The following is a 16,294-nucleotide window of genomic DNA, read 5'->3' as shown; positions in this document are numbered from 1 at the left end:
CTCGATCACCGCCAGCGTCGGTTTCGCCCAGAGCGCCGGCCTGATCCTCGGTGGCTCGATCAGCCAGAGCAACTTCCTCGGTACCGGTAACAAGGTGTCGATCGGCCTGACCCGTTCGGAATACCAGACCCGCTACAACTTCGGCTTCGTTGACCCCTACTTCACTGCCGATGGCGTGAGCCTGGGCTACAACGCCTTCTACCGCAGCACCGACTACGACGACCTCGACGTCGACGTGGCCAGCTACGCGGTGGACAGCTACGGTGCGGGCGTCAGCCTCGGTTACCCGATCAGCGAGACATCGCGCCTGACCTATGGCCTGAGCGTGCAGCAGGACAAGATCAAGACTGGCCGTTATACAGTTGATGAGATCTTCGACTTCCTGGAGCAGGAAGGCGATAACTTCCTGAACTTCAAGGCCTCGATCGGCTGGTCCGAGTCGACCCTGAACAAAGGTGTGCTGGCAACCCGTGGTCACTCCCAGAGCCTGACCCTGGAATCCACCATTCCGGGCAGCGACCTGTCGTTCTTCAAGCTCGACTACCGCGGCCAGCTGTTCAAGCCGATCACCAACGACTACACCCTGCGCCTGCACACCGAGCTGGGTTATGGTGACGGTTATGGCAGCACCTCGGGCCTGCCGTTCTACGAGAACTACTTCGCGGGTGGCTTCAACTCCGTCCGTGGCTTCAAGGACAGCAGCCTGGGCCCACGCAGCACGCCGAGCCGTGGTGCAGCAGTGACTGGCAACGAAGGCACCCTCGCCGACCCGGACCAGGATCCATTGCCGTTTGGTGGCAACGTGCTGGTACAAGGTGGTGTCGAGCTGCTGTTCCCGCTGCCGTTCGTCAAGGACCAGCGTTCGCTGCGCACCTCCGTGTTCTGGGACGTGGGTAACGTGTTCGACACCAATTGCGGCAACCAGCCGGATTGCGAGAAGGTCGGTTTCTCGGGCATGGCCAGTTCGGTCGGCCTGGGCGTGACCTGGATCACCGCACTGGGCCCGCTGAGCTTCAGCCTGGCAATGCCGGTCAAGAAGCCGGACGATGCCGACACCCAGGTGTTCCAATTCTCTCTGGGCCAGACCTTCTGAGGTCGGCCCTCGCTTAATGACAACGGTTTATCCAGGAGTGCATCGTGCGTAAGTTGACCCAACTGGCCGTAGTGGCCGCGGCGCTGGTCGCCACCCCGGCTTTCGCCGAAATGAAGGTTGCCGTCCTGAACTATCAGATGGCCCTGCTGGAGTCGGATGCCGCCAAGAAATACGCGGTGGATGCCGAGAAGAAGTTCGGCCCGCAACTGACCAAGCTGAAAAGCCTGGAAAGCAGCGCCAAGGGCATCCAGGACCGTCTGATCAAGGGCGGCGACAAGATGCAGCAGCAGGAGCGCGAGCGCCTGGAGCTCGAGTTCAAGCAGAAGGCCCGTGACTTCCAGTTCCAGTCCAAGGAACTGAACGAAGCCAAGGCCGTTGCTGACCGCGACATGCTCAAGCAGCTGAAGCCGAAGCTGGATGGCGCTGTCGAGGAAGTGATCAAGAAAGGCGGTTACGACCTGGTCCTCGAGCGTGGCGCGGTCATCGATGTCAAGCCTCAGTACGACATCACCCGCCAGGTCATCGAGCGCATGAACCAAGCCCGTTGATATGACCGTGACCATGACGCTAGGCCAGTTGGCCGAGGCCCTCGGCGCCACCCTCAAGGGGCCCGAGGCGCTGCAGATTACCGGGCTGGCCACCTTGCAGGAGGCTGGCCCAGGTCAGTTGAGCTTCCTCGCCAACCCGCAGTACCGCAAATTCCTGGATAGCAGCCAGGCGGCCGCGGTGCTGCTCAAGGCGGCGGACGCCGAAGGCTTTGCCGGCAATGCGCTGATCGTCGCCGATCCGTACCTGGCCTACGCGCGCATTTCCCACCTGTTCGACCCCAAACCCAAGGCTGTGGCGGGTATTCATCCCAGCGCCGTGGTGGCCGAGGACGCGCAGGTGGACGCCAGTGCCAGCATCGGGCCGTTCGCGGTCATCGAAAGCGGTGCGCGCATCGCGGCCAATGTCAGTGTGGGTGCACACTGCGTGGTCGGTGCCCGTTGCGTGATCGGAGAGGGCGGCTGGCTGGCCCCACGGGTCACCCTGTACCATGATGTGACCATCGGCAAGCGTGTGGTCATCCAGTCGGGTGCGGTGATCGGCGGTGAAGGCTTCGGCTTTGCCAACGAGAAGGGCGTGTGGCGCAAGATCGCCCAGATCGGTGGCGTGACCATCGGCGACGACGTGGAAATCGGTGTCAACACCGCAGTCGATCGTGGCGCGCTGTCGGATACGCGGATCGCTGATGGGGTCAAGCTCGACAACCAGATCCAGATCGCCCACAACGTGCAGATCGGTGAGCACACGGCCATGGCCGCCTGCGTCGGAATTTCCGGCAGCACGCGCATCGGCAAGCATTGCACCATTGCCGGAGGTGTCGGCATGGTGGGTCATATCGATGTCTGTGATAACGTTTTCGTGTCCGGGATGACCATGGTGACCCGTTCGATCACCGAACCGGGTGCCTATTCTTCCGGCACTGCCATGCAGCCACTGGCTGAATGGCGCAAGAGCGCCGCGCGTATCCGCCACCTGGACGACATGGCCAAGCGTCTCCAGCAGCTGGAAAAACGCGTCGATACCGTGACCTCAGGTGGCCAGCCGACATCAGAAGGCTGATACCATTCCCTGAGCAAGAGTGAACAGTCGCTAGCTGGCTCCTCTTTGGACTGCAAAAGGAGCGTGTGGTCAGCACCTGCGCTCCCTATTCTTATTACAGGCTTCCCCCCCGAAATGATGGACATCAACGAGATTCGCGAATACCTGCCTCACCGTTACCCGTTCCTGCTGGTGGACCGCGTGACGGAGCTGGACTACGAGGCCCAGAGCATTCGTGCCTACAAGAATGTCAGCATCAACGAGCCGTTCTTCAACGGCCATTTCCCGGCTCACCCGATCATGCCGGGCGTCCTGATCATCGAAGCCATGGCACAGGCCGCGGGTATCCTCGGTTTCAAGATGCTCGACGCCAAGCCGGCCGATGGCACCCTGTACTACTTCGTCGGCTCCGACAAGCTGCGTTTCCGTCAGCCGGTACTGCCGGGTGACCAGTTGGTGCTGGAAGCCAAGTTCCTCAGCCGCAAGAGCATGATCTGGAAATTCGAGTGCCGCGCCCTGGTCGACGGCAAGCCGGTCTGCTCGGCAGAAATCACCTGCGCGGAACGCTCCCTATGAATTCGATTGATCCTCGGGCCATTATCGACCCGTCGGCCAAGCTGGCCGATGGTGTCGAGGTCGGCCCCTGGTCGATCGTTGGCCCCGATGTGGAAATCGGGGAGGGCACCGTTATCGGCCCGCATGTTGTGCTCAAAGGGCCGACCCGCATCGGCAAGCACAACCGTATCTTTCAGTTTTCCTCGATCGGCGAAGACACCCCGGACCTCAAGTACAAGGGTGAGCCGACGCGCCTGGTGATCGGCGATCACAATGTGATCCGCGAAGGGGTGACCATTCACCGCGGCACCGTCCAGGACCGTGCGGAAACCACCGTGGGCGACCACAACCTGATCATGGCCTATGCCCACATCGGCCACGACAGCGTCATCGGCAACCACTGCATCCTGGTCAACAACACGGCCCTGGCCGGCCATGTGCACGTGGGTGACTGGGCGATCCTGTCCGGCTACACCCTGGTGCACCAGTACTGCCATATCGGTGCCCACGCGTTTTCCGGCATGGGCACGGCGATCGGCAAGGATGTCCCGGCCTTCGTCACCGTGTTCGGCAGCCCGGCCGAAGCCCGCAGCATGAACTTCGAAGGCATGCGCCGCCGGGGTTTCAGCGACGAGGTGATCCATGTGCTGCGCCGTTGCTACAAGATCGTCTATCGCCAGGGCCTGACCGTCGAAGACGCGCTCAAGGAGCTGGACGAACTGGCTGCGACGCACCCTGAGGTCGATCTGTTCCGTCAGTCGATCGTGAACTCCGCCCGCGGCATCACCCGCTGACATGGCCCAGCTTTGCGTAGCCTTGGTCGCAGGTGAGGCCAGCGGCGACATTCTCGGTTCCGGCTTGATGCGTGCCATCAAGGCACGCCACCCCGACGTACGGTTCATCGGCGTTGGCGGCCCCTTGATGGAAGCTGAAGGCCTGCAATCCTATTTCCCCATGGAACGCCTGGCCGTCATGGGCCTGGTCGAAGTGCTGGGGCGCCTGCGCGAGCTGCTCAAGCGCCGCAAGCTGCTGATCGAGACCCTGATCGGCGAAAAGCCCGATGTGTTCATCGGCATCGATGCCCCCGACTTCACCCTCAACATCGAACTGAAACTGCGTCAGGCCGGGATCAAGACCGTGCACTACGTCAGCCCGTCGGTCTGGGCCTGGCGGCAGAAGCGTGTGCTGAAGATTCGCGAAGGCTGCGACCTGATGCTGACGCTGTTGCCATTCGAGGCGCGGTTCTATGAAGAGCAGGGCGTACCGGTGCGCTTCGTCGGCCACCCGTTGGCCGACACCATCCCGCTCGAAGCCGACCGCCCTGCCGCACGTGCCGCGCTGGGCCTGGGCGAAGGGCCGGTAGTCGCGTTGATGCCGGGCAGCCGGGGCGGCGAAGTAGGGCGCCTGGGCGCACTGTTCCTGGATGCTGCCGAACGGCTGCGCCAGCAGGTACCGGGCGTGCGTTTCGTGCTGCCTTGCGCCAATGCCGCGCGTCGCGTCCAGGTCGAGCAGATGCTCGAAGGGCGCCAGCTGCCGCTGACCCTGCTCGATGGCCAGTCGCACCAGGCCCTGGCGGCCTGTGACGCGGTGCTGATCGCCTCGGGTACCGCCACCCTCGAAGCACTGCTGTACAAACGACCGATGGTAGTGGCCTATCGTCTGGCGCCCCTGACCTACTGGATCCTCAAGCGCCTGGTAAAGAGCCCCTACGTGTCGTTGCCGAACCTGCTGGCCCAGCGGGCGCTGGTACCCGAGTTGCTGCAGGACGACGCCACCAGCGAAGCCCTGGCCAACACCCTGGCGCCGCTGGTGGCCGATGGCAGCCAGCAGACCGAAAGTTTCGACGAAATTCACCGCACCCTGCGCCGTGACGCCTCCAACCAGGCGGCCGAGGCGGTACTGGCCTTGCTCAAGGACCGCTGACATGCAAATTGGACTGGACTTCAACCTGGTCGAAGACCTGGTCGCCGGCGTCGACGAAGTGGGCCGTGGCCCGCTGTGCGGCGCGGTGGTGACCGCGGCGGTGATCCTCGACCCGGCGCGCCCGATCCTCGGCCTGAACGATTCCAAGAAACTCACCGAAGCCAAGCGCGAGGCGCTGTTCGACGAGATCTGCGAAAAGGCCCTGAGCTTCTGCATCGCCCGCGCCGAGGTCGAGGAAATCGACCGCCTGAACATCCTGCATGCGACCATGCTGGCCATGCAGCGCGCCGTGGAAGGCCTGCACATTACACCGAAGCTGGCCCTGATCGACGGCAACCGCTGCCCGAAACTGGCCGTACCGGCGTCGCCGGTAGTCAAGGGCGACAGCCAGGTGCCGGCCATCGCGGCGGCGTCGATCCTGGCCAAGGTGACCCGCGACCGGGAGATGAGCGCATTCGAGCTGATCTACCCGGGTTATGGCATTGGCGGGCACAAGGGCTACCCGACCCCGGTGCACCTCGAGGCACTGGCACGCTTGGGGCCTACACCCATTCATCGGCGTTCCTTTGCCCCGGTGCGGGCCGCGTGGGATGCACGTGAAGGCGTCACCGATTCTCTGATCTGACGTAAGGGGCCGCTTTGCGGCCCTTCGCGGGCACGCCCGCTCCCACAGGTATGGCGCCGTTCCCGAGGGCGATGATATCCCTGTGGGAGCGGGCGTGCCCGCGAAGGGCTGCGAAGCAGCCCCAAAAAACATCCCCATTTAGGCTACAATCCCGCCCTTGTCGTTCAGCACTGCTACAGGATCTTCCATGTCGGTTCCCTTCGTTCACCTGCGCGTCCACTCCGAATTCTCGCTGGTCGACGGCCTGGTGCGGATCAAGCCGCTGGCCAAGGCGCTGGCCGGGATGAACATGCCGGCGGTGGCGATCACCGACCAGAGCAACATGTGCTCGCTGGTAAAGTTCTACAAGACTGCCATGGGCGCCGGCATCAAGCCGATCTGCGGCGCCGACCTGTGGCTGGCCGCTGCCGACCCGGAAGCACCGCTGTCGCGTATCTGCCTCCTGGCCATGAACCCCAAGGGCTACCGCAATCTCACCGAGCTGATCTCGCGCGGCTGGACCGACGGCCAGCGTAACGGCCTGGTCATCCTCCAGCGTGAATGGATCGCCCCCGCCAGCGAGGGCCTGATCGCCCTTTCCGCAGGCAAGGAAGGCGATATCGGCATGGCCTTGCTGGCCGGCAAGGACGATGAAGCCGAGGCCCTGCTGCAAGACTGGATGGGCATGTTCCCCGAGCGCTTCTACGTCGAAGTGCAGCGTACCAACCGTGCCCGTGACGAAGAGTACGTGCACGCCGCCGTGGCGTTGGCCGACAAGTTCGGCGCTCCGCTGGTCGCAACCAACGACGTGCGTTTCATCAAGCAATCGGACTTCGATGCCCACGAAACCCGCGTGTGCATCGGTGAGGGGTGGACCCTCGACGACCCGCGTCGGCCAAGGATGTACAGCGACCAGCAGTACCTGAAGTCGGCCGAGGAAATGGCCGAGCTGTTCAGCGACCTGCCCGACGCCATCGCCAACACTGTCGAGATCGCCAAGCGCTGCAACATCCAGGTGCAGCTGGGCAAGTACTTCCTGCCCGACTTCCCCACGCCCAACGGCATGGGCATCGATGACTACCTGCGGCATGTGTCCCACGAAGGCCTGGAAGAGCGCCTGGCGGTGCTGTGGCCGAAAGAGACCACACCCAATTACGAAGAGAAGCGCCAGGTCTACCTGGACCGCCTGAAGTTCGAACTGGACATCATCATCCAGATGGGCTTCCCCGGTTACTTCCTGATCGTCATGGACTTCATCAAGTGGGCCAAGAACAACGACGTACCGGTTGGCCCGGGCCGAGGATCGGGTGCCGGCTCGCTGGTGGCGTACGTGCTGAAGATCACCGACCTCGATCCGCTGGCCTACGACCTGCTGTTCGAGCGCTTCCTCAACCCTGAACGTATTTCCATGCCCGACTTCGACGTCGACTTCTGCATGGATGGCCGTGACCGGGTGATCGACTACGTGGCCGAAGCCTATGGCCGCAACGCGGTCAGCCAGATCATCACCTTCGGTACCATGGCGGCGAAGGCGGTGGTGCGAGACGTGGCGCGGGTACAGGGCAAGTCCTACGGCCTGGCCGACCGCCTGTCGAAGATGATCCCCTTCGAAGTGGGCATGACCCTGGAGAAGGCCTACGAGCAGGAAGAGATCCTGCGTGATTTCCTCAAGGGCGACGAAGACGCCCGCGAGATCTGGGACATGGCCCTGAAGCTCGAGGGCGTGACGCGCGGTACCGGCAAGCACGCCGGTGGTGTGGTCATCGCCCCGACCAAGCTCACCGACTTCTCGCCGATCGCCTGTGACGAAGAGGGCGGCGGCCTGGTAACCCAGTTCGACAAGGATGACGTCGAGGCTGCCGGCCTGGTGAAGTTCGACTTCCTCGGCCTGCGGACCCTGACCATCATCAAGTGGGCGATGGAGATCATCAACCGCGAGCAGGCCAAGAAGAACCTGCCTGACGTCAACATCGACTTCATCCCGCTGGACGACCGCAAGACCTACGAGTTGTTGCAGAAGGCCGAAACCACGGCGGTGTTCCAGCTTGAATCGCGTGGCATGAAGGAGCTGATCAAGAAGCTCAAGCCCGACTGCCTGGAAGACCTGATCGCACTGGTGGCACTGTTCCGCCCGGGCCCGCTGCAATCGGGCATGGTGGACGACTTCATCAACCGCAAGCACGGTCGCGCCGAGCTGGCTTACCCGCACTCCGACTACCAGTACGAGGGCCTGAAACCGGTACTGGCACCGACCTACGGCATCATCCTGTACCAGGAGCAGGTGATGCAGATCGCCCAGGTCATGGCTGGCTATACCCTCGGCGGCGCCGACATGCTGCGCCGTGCGATGGGTAAGAAAAAGCCCGAGGAAATGGCCAAGCAGCGCGGTGGTTTCATCGAAGGCTGCGTGGCCAACAATATCGATGCGGATCTTGCGGGTAACATTTTCGACCTGGTAGAGAAGTTCGCCGGCTACGGCTTCAACAAATCCCACTCCGCCGCCTATGGCCTGGTGTCGTACCAGACCGCCTGGCTGAAAACCCACTACCCGGCGCCATTCATGGCCGCGGTGTTGTCGGCGGATATGCACAACACCGACAAGGTCGTGGTGCTGGTCGAGGAGGTGCGCAGCATGAAGCTGCGCCTCGACGCGCCGGACGTGAACTTCTCCGACTTCAAGTTCACCGTCAACAATGACGGGCGCATCGTCTACGGCCTGGGCGCCATCAAGGGCGTCGGCGAAGGCCCGGTGGAGGCGATCGTCGAGGCCCGCGCCCAGGGTGGCCCGTTCAAGGACCTGTTCGATTTCTGTGAGCGCATCGACCTCAAGCGGGTCAACAAGCGTACCCTCGACGCGCTGATCCGCAGTGGCGCGCTGGACCGCCTGGGCCCGCACTTCCATGACGAGATCAAGGCCTACCACGCCAACATCGACATCAACCGTGCAACCTTGCTCTCGGCGCTGGGCGAGGCCATCAAGGCTGCCGAGCAGGCCGCCCACACCGCCGACAGTGGCCACGTCGACCTGTTCGGCGGCATGTTCGAAGAGGCGAATGCCGACGTCTACGCCAACCACCGCAAGGTGCGCGAACTGACCCTCAAGGAACGCCTGAAGGGCGAGAAGGACACCCTCGGCCTGTACCTCACCGGCCACCCGATCGACGAGTACGAGACCGAGATCCGCCGCTTCGCCCGCCAGCGCATCATCGACCTCAAGCCGTCACGCGAAACCCAGACCATCGCCGGCATGATCATTGCCCTGCGGGTGATGAAGAACAAGAAGGGCGACAAGATGGGCTTCGTCACCCTGGATGACCGCTCCGGGCGCATCGAGGCGTCGCTGTTTGCCGATGCCTTCATGGCGGCACAGTCCTTGCTGCAGACCGATGCCATGGTGGTGGTCGAAGGCGAGGTCAGCAACGACGATTTCTCCGGTGGCCTGCGCCTGCGGGTGAAGCAGGTGATGACCATGGAGGATGCGCGCACCAAGCTGGCCGAGAGCCTGCGCCTGAAGGTGGCACACGAAGCGCTAAAGGGCGACCGGCTGAAGTGGCTGGGCGAGCTGATTACCCGCCATCGCGGCGCTTGCCCGATCACCCTCGAGTACACCGGCAGCGACGCCAAGGCCATGCTGCAGTTCGGCGAGCAGTGGGCGATCGACCCGGCCGATGGGCTGATTCAGGCGCTGCGTGACCAGTTCGGGCGTGAGAACGTCTTCCTGCAATATCGTTGAACCGACAAAAATTTAATCTCGACCTGAATGCGCCTGATCCCTTAAGGTAGGGCGCCAAACGGATCAACCGGCCGGCCGCCTGGCCGTAGACCCAAGACGGATGACTATGAACCCGAATTTTCTCGATTTCGAACAGCCGATTGCCGACCTGCAAGCCAAGATCGAAGGCCTGCGCCTGGTAGGCAACGACAACTCGCTGAACATCAGCGATGAAATTGCCCGTCTGCAAGACAAGAGCAACACCCTGACCGAAAGCATCTTCGGCAACCTGACCAGCTGGCAGATCGCCCGCCTGGCCCGTCATCCGCGTCGTCCTTACACCCTGGACTACCTGGAGCACATCTTCACCGAGTTCGAAGAGCTGCACGGCGACCGCCACTTCTCCGACGACGCTGCCATCGTCGGTGGTACCGCGCGCCTGGACGGCAAGCCGGTCATGGTCATCGGCCACCAGAAGGGCCGTGAAGTGCGCGAGAAGGTACGCCGCAACTTCGGCATGCCGCGCCCTGAAGGCTACCGCAAGGCCTGCCGCCTGATGGAAATGGCCGAGCGCTTCAAGATGCCGATCCTGACGTTCATCGACACCCCGGGCGCCTACCCGGGCATCGACGCCGAAGAGCGCAACCAGAGCGAGGCCATCGCCTGGAACCTGCGCGTGATGGCGCGCCTGAAAACCCCGATCATCGCCACCGTGATCGGCGAGGGTGGTTCCGGCGGTGCGCTGGCCATCGGCGTGTGCGACCAGTTGAACATGCTGCAGTACTCCACCTACTCGGTGATCTCGCCGGAAGGCTGTGCCTCGATCCTGTGGAAGACTGCCGACAAGGCAGCCGACGCAGCCGAGGCCATGGGCATCACTGCCGAGCGCCTGAAGAGCCTGAACATCGTCGACAAGGTCATCCAGGAGCCGCTGGGCGGCGCCCACCGTGACCCGGCGAAGATGTCGGAAAGCATCCGTGCCGACCTGGTACAGCAGCTGGACATGCTCGGCAAGCTCGACCATGACGCGCTGCTGGCCCGCCGTTACGATCGCCTGATGAGCTACGGTCTCTGATAGTGAGATGAATGGCACCGGCTTCGCCGGTGTTCGCGGGTGAACCCGCTCCCACAGGTATTGCGCAGCCCTCTGAAACGGCGCGATCCCTGTGGGAGCGGGTTCACCCGCGAATGCATTCTCGAATTGAGTGCGGGTTCGATGATCAACCTCACACCTTGGCTCAACGCCCCCACCTGGTACATCGCCTTCTCCGGCGGCCTCGATTCCACCGTTCTCCTGCACCTGCTGGCCGACTACGCCCGCAATCACGCATCCCCTCCACTGCGCGCCATCCACGTCCACCACGGCCTGCAAGCCGCCGCCGATGCCTGGCCCGCCCACTGCCAAACCGTCTGCGACAATCTCGGCATCGAACTCCAGGTCATCCACGTCCAGGTCACCTCTGGCGCCAGCCTCGAACAGGCCGCCCGCGACGCCCGCTATGCTGCCTTCAGGCAAGCCCTCGGCCCAGGCGACATCCTGTTCACCGGCCAGCACCGCGATGACCAGGCCGAAACCCTGCTGTTCCGCCTGCTGCGCGGCGCAGGCCTGCGTGGCCTGGCTGCAATGCCGGGGCAGCGGGCGCTAGGGCAGGGCAGCCTGGTCAGGCCATTGCTGGGCTGTTCCCGTCAGCAACTGCAGGACCATGCCCAGGCCAATGGGCTGGCCTGGATCGAAGATCCGTCAAACGCTGACACACAATTTGCCCGCAACTACCTGCGCAGCGAAGTGTTTCCGCTGCTTCAGCAACGTTGGCCGCAGGCCAGCCAGAACCTGGCTCGCGCCGCCGAGCACCTGGGCGAAGCCCAAGGCCTGCTGGACGAGCTGGCCCAAGACGACCTGGCGCTCGCCGGGGAGGGCGCGCCGGTGGCTTGGCCGGGGCTGGACTCCCTCGACCTGGCTACTCTGGTGGCGCTGTCGCCGGCCCGTCAGCGCAATGCCCTGCAATACTGGCTGAGCCGCCGTACCCGCCTGCCCGACACCCGGCACTGGGCCGGCTGGGCCGACCTGCGCGATGCCGCCGCCGATGCCCAGCCCGCCTGGCAACTTGCCGATGGGCAACTGCTGCGCAGTCATGGGCGCATCTGGTGGTTGAGCGGTGACTGGCTGCAGCTGCCCGTCGGCGAACTGGCCTGGGCCGATCCCGCCAAGCCTTTGCCGTTGCCGGGTAACGGCAGTGTGCGTCTTGTTGGCGCAGCGCCGCTGCACGGCTTGCGCGTTGCCTACCGTCAGGGCGGTGAAGTGCTGGACCTCCCCGGCCGCGGCCGACGCGACCTCAAGCGCCTGCTCAACGAGTTGCAGGTGCCGCTTTTCCTGCGCCCGCGCCTGCCACTGCTGTACCAGGGCGAGCGCCTGCTGGCGGTGGCCAACCTGCCCGGGCTGGTGCAGGCTGATTGCCAGCTGTCCTGGCAGTTGCCGACGAACGCGCAAGGTTTGAGCTGAAGGGTACATTCGGGTAGACTACCCTCCCTTCTTGATACAGCTTCTGTGGGTTCCGCGAAAACACAGGAGTTGCCGATTACCAAGCAGTTTTTTGCTGGGCTGATTCTGGAAATGACGAGCGAGCTCCATGCCGGGGATACCCCTGGTCTGTACAGACGCGGCAGTTTTTCGAGATGCACTGTGATTGACGCAGGTGATCGGGGGCTTCGGCCTTCCTTCGCTTTCTCCGGCGGCGCTGGCCGCCTTAACGCAGACTTCTAGGGTTTTTCATGACGCGCTACATATTCGTCACGGGCGGTGTTGTTTCTTCATTGGGGAAAGGCATTGCCTCGGCTTCCCTGGCGGCCATCCTGGAAGCGCGGGGCCTGAAGGTCACCATGCTCAAGCTGGATCCGTACATCAACGTCGATCCGGGCACCATGAGCCCGTTCCAGCACGGTGAAGTGTTCGTCACCCACGATGGCGCCGAGACCGACCTCGACCTGGGCCACTACGAGCGGTTCATCCGCACCACCATGACCCAGAACAACAACTTCACCACCGGCCGCATCTACGAGCACGTACTGCGCAAGGAACGTCGTGGTGACTATCTGGGCGCGACCATCCAGGTCATCCCGCACATCACCGACGAAATCAAGCGTCGCATCATCAAGGGCGCCGGCGATGCCGACGTGGCCCTGGTGGAAATCGGCGGTACCGTGGGTGACATCGAGTCGCAGCCGTTCCTCGAGGCCATCCGCCAGCTGCGCGTCGAAGTGGGCTCCAAGCGCGCCATGCTGATGCACCTGACCCTGGTCCCGTACATCGCCACCGCTGGCGAGACCAAGACCAAGCCGACCCAGCACTCGGTCAAGGAGCTGCGCTCCATCGGCCTGCAGCCTGACGTGCTGATCTGCCGCTCCGACCACCCGGTCGATGCCTCGTCGCGTCGCAAGATCGCGCTGTTCACCAACGTTGAAGAGCGTGCGGTGATTTCGCTGGAAGACGTCGACACCATCTACAAGATCCCGGGCGTGCTGCACGCACAGGGCCTGGACGACTTCGTCGTCGAGCGCTTCGGCCTGCAGTGCAATGGCGCCGACCTGTCCGAGTGGGACAAGGTAGTCGATGCCAAGCTCAACCCCGAGCACGAAGTGACCATCGCCATGGTCGGCAAGTACATGGAGCTGCTGGATGCGTACAAGTCGCTGATCGAAGCGATGAGCCACGCCGGCATCACCAACCGCACCAAGGTCAACCTGCGCTACATCGACTCGGAAGACATCGAGAACCAGGGCACCAGCCTGCTCGAAGGCGCCGATGCCATTCTGGTACCGGGCGGTTTCGGCCTGCGCGGCGTGGAAGGCAAGATCACCGCGGTGCAATACGCCCGTGAGAACAAGGTGCCGTACCTGGGTATCTGCCTGGGCATGCAGGTGGCCGTGATCGAATTCGCCCGTAACGTGATGGGCTGGAAAGACGCCAACTCCACCGAGTTCGACCGCAACAGCGGCCACCCGGTAGTCGGCCTGATCACCGAGTGGGCCGATGCCACCGGTGCCGTCGAAACCCGCAGCGAAGCCTCCGACCTGGGTGGCACCATGCGCCTGGGTGCACAGGACTGCCAGCTGGCCGCCGGCTCCAAGGTGCACGACTGCTACGGCAAGGACGTGATCACCGAGCGTCACCGTCACCGCTACGAAGTGAACAACAACCTGCTGCCACAACTGGTCGACGCCGGCCTGGTGGTTTCCGGCCGTTCCGAAGACGGTGCGCTGGTGGAAGTGGTCGAGTCCAAGGACCACCCATGGTTCGTCGCCTGCCAGTTCCACCCGGAATTCACCTCGACCCCGCGTGACGGCCACCCGCTGTTCAGCGGCTTCGTCAAGGCAGCCCTGGCTCAGAAGAACAAGGCCTGATCAATGACCCAGAAGATCATTCGCGTCGGTAACATCGAGATCGCCAACGACAAGCCGTTCGTCCTGTTCGGCGGCATGAACGTCCTGGAGTCCCGTGACCTGGCAATGAAGGTCTGCGAGGAGTACGTGCGGGTGACCGAGAAGCTCGGTATCCCGTACGTGTTCAAGGCCAGTTTCGACAAGGCCAACCGTTCGTCGGTAACCTCGTACCGTGGCCCGGGCATGGAAGAGGGGCTGAAGATCTTCGAAGAGATCAAGCGCACCTTCAACGTGCCGGTCATCACCGACGTGCACGAGCCTTACCAGGCCGAGCCTGTAGCCAAGGTGTGCGACATCATCCAGCTGCCGGCCTTCCTGTCGCGGCAGACCGACCTGGTGGTGGCCATGGCCAAGACCGGCGCGGTGATCAACATCAAGAAGGCCCAGTTCCTCGCACCCCAGGAAATGAAGCACATCCTGACCAAGTGCGAGGAGGCCGGTAACGACCAGTTGATCCTCTGCGAGCGTGGTTCGAGCTTCGGCTACAACAACCTGGTGGTGGACATGCTCGGCTTCGGCATCATGAAGCAGTTCGAGTACCCGGTGTTCTTCGACGTGACCCACGCCCTGCAGATGCCGGGTGGTCGCGCCGATTCCGCCGGTGGTCGCCGCGCCCAGGTCACCGACCTGGCCAAGGCCGGCATGAGCCAGGGCCTGGCCGGGCTGTTCCTCGAAGCCCACCCCGATCCGGACAACGCCAAGTGCGATGGCCCATGCGCCCTGCGCCTGGACAAACTGGAGCCGTTCCTGGCCCAGCTCAAGCAACTGGACGACCTGGTGAAAAGTTTTCCGACGGTAGAAACCGCGTAAAGCTCGATTCTCGGGTAAAGTACCGTCCGATCCACCCCTGACCAGTCGGTCAGGGGTTCCCTTCACCCGGCCTGCCCACTGCAAGTCCGCCCGGTGAACGGCAAGAATTTCCTAAGCTAAGTTGTTTTCGTCAATTCTGGAGTGCTTACAACAATGGCAAAAATCGTCGACATCAAAGGTCGTGAAGTTCTCGATTCGCGTGGCAACCCCACCGTGGAAGCCGATGTACTGCTCGACAACGGCATCATCGGCAGCGCCTGCGCGCCGTCCGGTGCTTCCACTGGCTCGCGCGAAGCGCTGGAGCTGCGTGATGGCGACAAGAGCCGTTACCTGGGCAAGGGCGTGCTGAAGGCCGTCGCCAACATCAACGGCCCGATCCGTGACCTGCTGCTGGGCAAGGACCCTGCCGACCAGAAGGGCCTGGACCGCGCCATGATCGAACTGGACGGTACCGAGAACAAGGCCAAGCTGGGCGCCAACGCCATCCTGGCCGTTTCCCTGGCTGCCGCCAAGGCCGCTGCCCAGGACCAGGACCTGCCGCTGTACGCGCACATCGCCAACCTGAACGGCACCCCGGGCCAGTACTCGATGCCGGTACCGATGATGAACATCATCAACGGTGGCGAGCACGCCGACAACAACGTCGACATCCAGGAGTTCATGGTTCAGCCAGTTGGCGCCAAGACCTTCTCCGACGGCCTGCGCATGGGTACCGAAATCTTCCACCACCTCAAAGCCGTGCTGAAGGCCCGTGGCCTGAACACCGCTGTTGGTGACGAGGGTGGTTTCGCCCCTAACCTGGCTTCCAACGAAGACGCTCTGGGCGCCATCGCCGAAGCTGTCGAGAAAGCCGGCTACAAGCTGGGCACCGACGTGACCCTGGCCCTGGACTGCGCGGCTTCCGAGTTCTACGAAGACGGCAAGTACAACCTGTCTGGCGAAGGCAAGTCGTTCGACGCCGAAGGCTTTGCCGAGTACCTGAAAGGCCTGACCGAGCGCTTCCCGATCATCTCGATCGAAGACGGCCTGGACGAGTCCGACTGGGCTGGCTGGAAGATCCTCACCGACAAGATCGGCACCAAGGTGCAGCTGGTTGGCGACGACCTGTTCGTGACCAACACCAAGATCCTCAAGGAAGGCATCGAGAAGGGCATCGGTAACTCGATCCTGATCAAGTTCAACCAGATCGGCTCGCTGACCGAAACCCTGGAAGCCATCCAGATGGCCAAGGCTGCTGGCTACACCGCGGTGATTTCGCACCGTTCCGGTGAAACCGAAGACTCGACCATTGCCGACCTGGCCGTGGGTACCGCTGCTGGCCAGATCAAGACTGGTTCGCTGTGCCGTTCCGACCGCGTTTCCAAGTACAACCAGCTGCTGCGCATCGAAGAGCAACTGGGTGCCAAAGCGGTTTACCGCGGTCGTGCCGAGTTTCGCGGCTAAGCAAGAGATGGTAAAAAGACAGCAGCCGGAGTTGTAGGAACGTTCGTACTGTTCTTTCCTACATTCCAACGGGTTTCTGTCGACGAAGCCTGGCCTCGGCCAGGCTTCGTGCTATTCGAGGCCCCGAAGTAAA

At 63.0% G+C, this 16,294-nt stretch carries 13 protein-coding genes; all 13 read left to right on the top strand.

The genetic code is table 11. The features are described from left to right. Positions 1-1,093, top strand: a 1,093-nt coding sequence (gene bamA, locus CAG46_RS26230; RefSeq protein WP_085619287.1) for an outer membrane protein assembly factor BamA, incomplete at its 5' end; no start/stop codon positions are given. 44 nt (positions 1,094-1,137) lie between these two features. Next, entirely contained in the window at positions 1,138-1,641 is a 504-nt protein-coding gene (locus CAG46_RS26225) for an OmpH family outer membrane protein (RefSeq protein ID WP_015269197.1), read from the top strand. 1 nt (position 1,642) lies between these two features. Beyond that, on the top strand, positions 1,643-2,698 hold the full coding sequence (lpxD, locus tag CAG46_RS26220) for a UDP-3-O-(3-hydroxymyristoyl)glucosamine N-acyltransferase (protein ID WP_013971258.1): 1,056 nt from the start codon (positions 1,643-1,645) through the stop codon (positions 2,696-2,698). 114 nt (positions 2,699-2,812) lie between these two features. Continuing rightward, positions 2,813-3,253: a 3-hydroxyacyl-ACP dehydratase FabZ gene (fabZ, locus tag CAG46_RS26215; protein ID WP_004375427.1), complete on the top strand. Its 441-nt coding sequence runs from the start codon at positions 2,813-2,815 to the stop codon at positions 3,251-3,253. Then, positions 3,250-4,026 (top strand): acyl-ACP--UDP-N-acetylglucosamine O-acyltransferase, encoded by a 777-nt coding sequence (gene lpxA, locus CAG46_RS26210; RefSeq protein WP_085619285.1) that lies wholly within the window; start codon positions 3,250-3,252, stop codon positions 4,024-4,026. Before fabZ ends, lpxA begins: the two co-directional genes overlap by 4 nt. Position 4,027: 1 nt before the next feature. Further along, on the top strand, positions 4,028-5,155 hold the full coding sequence (gene lpxB, locus CAG46_RS26205) for a lipid-A-disaccharide synthase (RefSeq protein ID WP_085619283.1): 1,128 nt from the start codon (positions 4,028-4,030) through the stop codon (positions 5,153-5,155). Between the two features lies 1 nt (position 5,156). Next, positions 5,157-5,780, top strand: a complete 624-nt coding sequence (gene rnhB, locus CAG46_RS26200) for a ribonuclease HII (RefSeq protein WP_013971261.1) — start codon at positions 5,157-5,159, stop codon at positions 5,778-5,780. A gap of 187 nt (positions 5,781-5,967) precedes the next feature. Next, positions 5,968-9,492, top strand: coding sequence for a DNA polymerase III subunit alpha (gene dnaE / locus CAG46_RS26195; protein ID WP_085619280.1), 3,525 nt, complete (start codon positions 5,968-5,970; stop codon positions 9,490-9,492). 106 nt (positions 9,493-9,598) lie between these two features. Further along, on the top strand, positions 9,599-10,546 hold the full coding sequence (gene accA / locus CAG46_RS26190) for an acetyl-CoA carboxylase carboxyl transferase subunit alpha (protein WP_015269200.1): 948 nt from the start codon (positions 9,599-9,601) through the stop codon (positions 10,544-10,546). 141 nt (positions 10,547-10,687) lie between these two features. After that, positions 10,688-11,971: a tRNA lysidine(34) synthetase TilS gene (gene tilS, locus CAG46_RS26185; RefSeq protein ID WP_085619278.1), complete on the top strand. Its 1,284-nt coding sequence runs from the start codon at positions 10,688-10,690 to the stop codon at positions 11,969-11,971. Positions 11,972-12,240: 269 nt separating this feature from the next. Next, positions 12,241-13,869, top strand: coding sequence for a CTP synthase (locus CAG46_RS26180; RefSeq protein ID WP_025337984.1), 1,629 nt, complete (start codon positions 12,241-12,243; stop codon positions 13,867-13,869). Positions 13,870-13,872: 3 nt separating this feature from the next. Beyond that, positions 13,873-14,718, top strand: a complete 846-nt coding sequence (kdsA, locus tag CAG46_RS26175; RefSeq protein WP_025337985.1) for a 3-deoxy-8-phosphooctulonate synthase — start codon at positions 13,873-13,875, stop codon at positions 14,716-14,718. Between the two features lie 153 nt (positions 14,719-14,871). Further along, positions 14,872-16,161, top strand: a complete 1,290-nt coding sequence (gene eno / locus CAG46_RS26170; protein WP_025337986.1) for a phosphopyruvate hydratase — start codon at positions 14,872-14,874, stop codon at positions 16,159-16,161. The last annotated feature ends 133 nt before the right edge of the window (positions 16,162-16,294 follow it).

Origin of the sequence: Pseudomonas sp. B23(2017) (assembly GCF_002113725.1) — a bacterium.
Classification (GTDB): domain Bacteria; phylum Pseudomonadota; class Gammaproteobacteria; order Pseudomonadales; family Pseudomonadaceae; genus Aquipseudomonas; species Aquipseudomonas putida_Z.
The sequence above is the reverse complement of the archived record's forward strand: the minus strand, read 5'-3'. Positions and strand labels throughout refer to the sequence as shown.

What these genes read in the sequence shown, in the direction of transcription:
- lpxD (WP_013971258.1), top strand. Translation starts at nt 1,643, where the DNA reads ATGACCGTGACCATGACGCTAGGCCAGTTGGCCGAGGCCCTCGGCGCC.
- fabZ (WP_004375427.1), top strand. Translation starts at nt 2,813, where the DNA reads ATGATGGACATCAACGAGATTCGCGAATACCTGCCTCACCGTTACCCG.
- lpxA (WP_085619285.1), top strand. Translation starts at nt 3,250, where the DNA reads ATGAATTCGATTGATCCTCGGGCCATTATCGACCCGTCGGCCAAGCTG.
- lpxB (WP_085619283.1), top strand. Translation starts at nt 4,028, where the DNA reads ATGGCCCAGCTTTGCGTAGCCTTGGTCGCAGGTGAGGCCAGCGGCGAC.
- rnhB (WP_013971261.1), top strand. Translation starts at nt 5,157, where the DNA reads ATGCAAATTGGACTGGACTTCAACCTGGTCGAAGACCTGGTCGCCGGC.
- dnaE (WP_085619280.1), top strand. Translation starts at nt 5,968, where the DNA reads ATGTCGGTTCCCTTCGTTCACCTGCGCGTCCACTCCGAATTCTCGCTG.
- accA (WP_015269200.1), top strand. Translation starts at nt 9,599, where the DNA reads ATGAACCCGAATTTTCTCGATTTCGAACAGCCGATTGCCGACCTGCAA.
- tilS (WP_085619278.1), top strand. Translation starts at nt 10,688, where the DNA reads ATGATCAACCTCACACCTTGGCTCAACGCCCCCACCTGGTACATCGCC.
- CAG46_RS26180 (WP_025337984.1), top strand. Translation starts at nt 12,241, where the DNA reads ATGACGCGCTACATATTCGTCACGGGCGGTGTTGTTTCTTCATTGGGG.
- kdsA (WP_025337985.1), top strand. Translation starts at nt 13,873, where the DNA reads ATGACCCAGAAGATCATTCGCGTCGGTAACATCGAGATCGCCAACGAC.
- eno (WP_025337986.1), top strand. Translation starts at nt 14,872, where the DNA reads ATGGCAAAAATCGTCGACATCAAAGGTCGTGAAGTTCTCGATTCGCGT.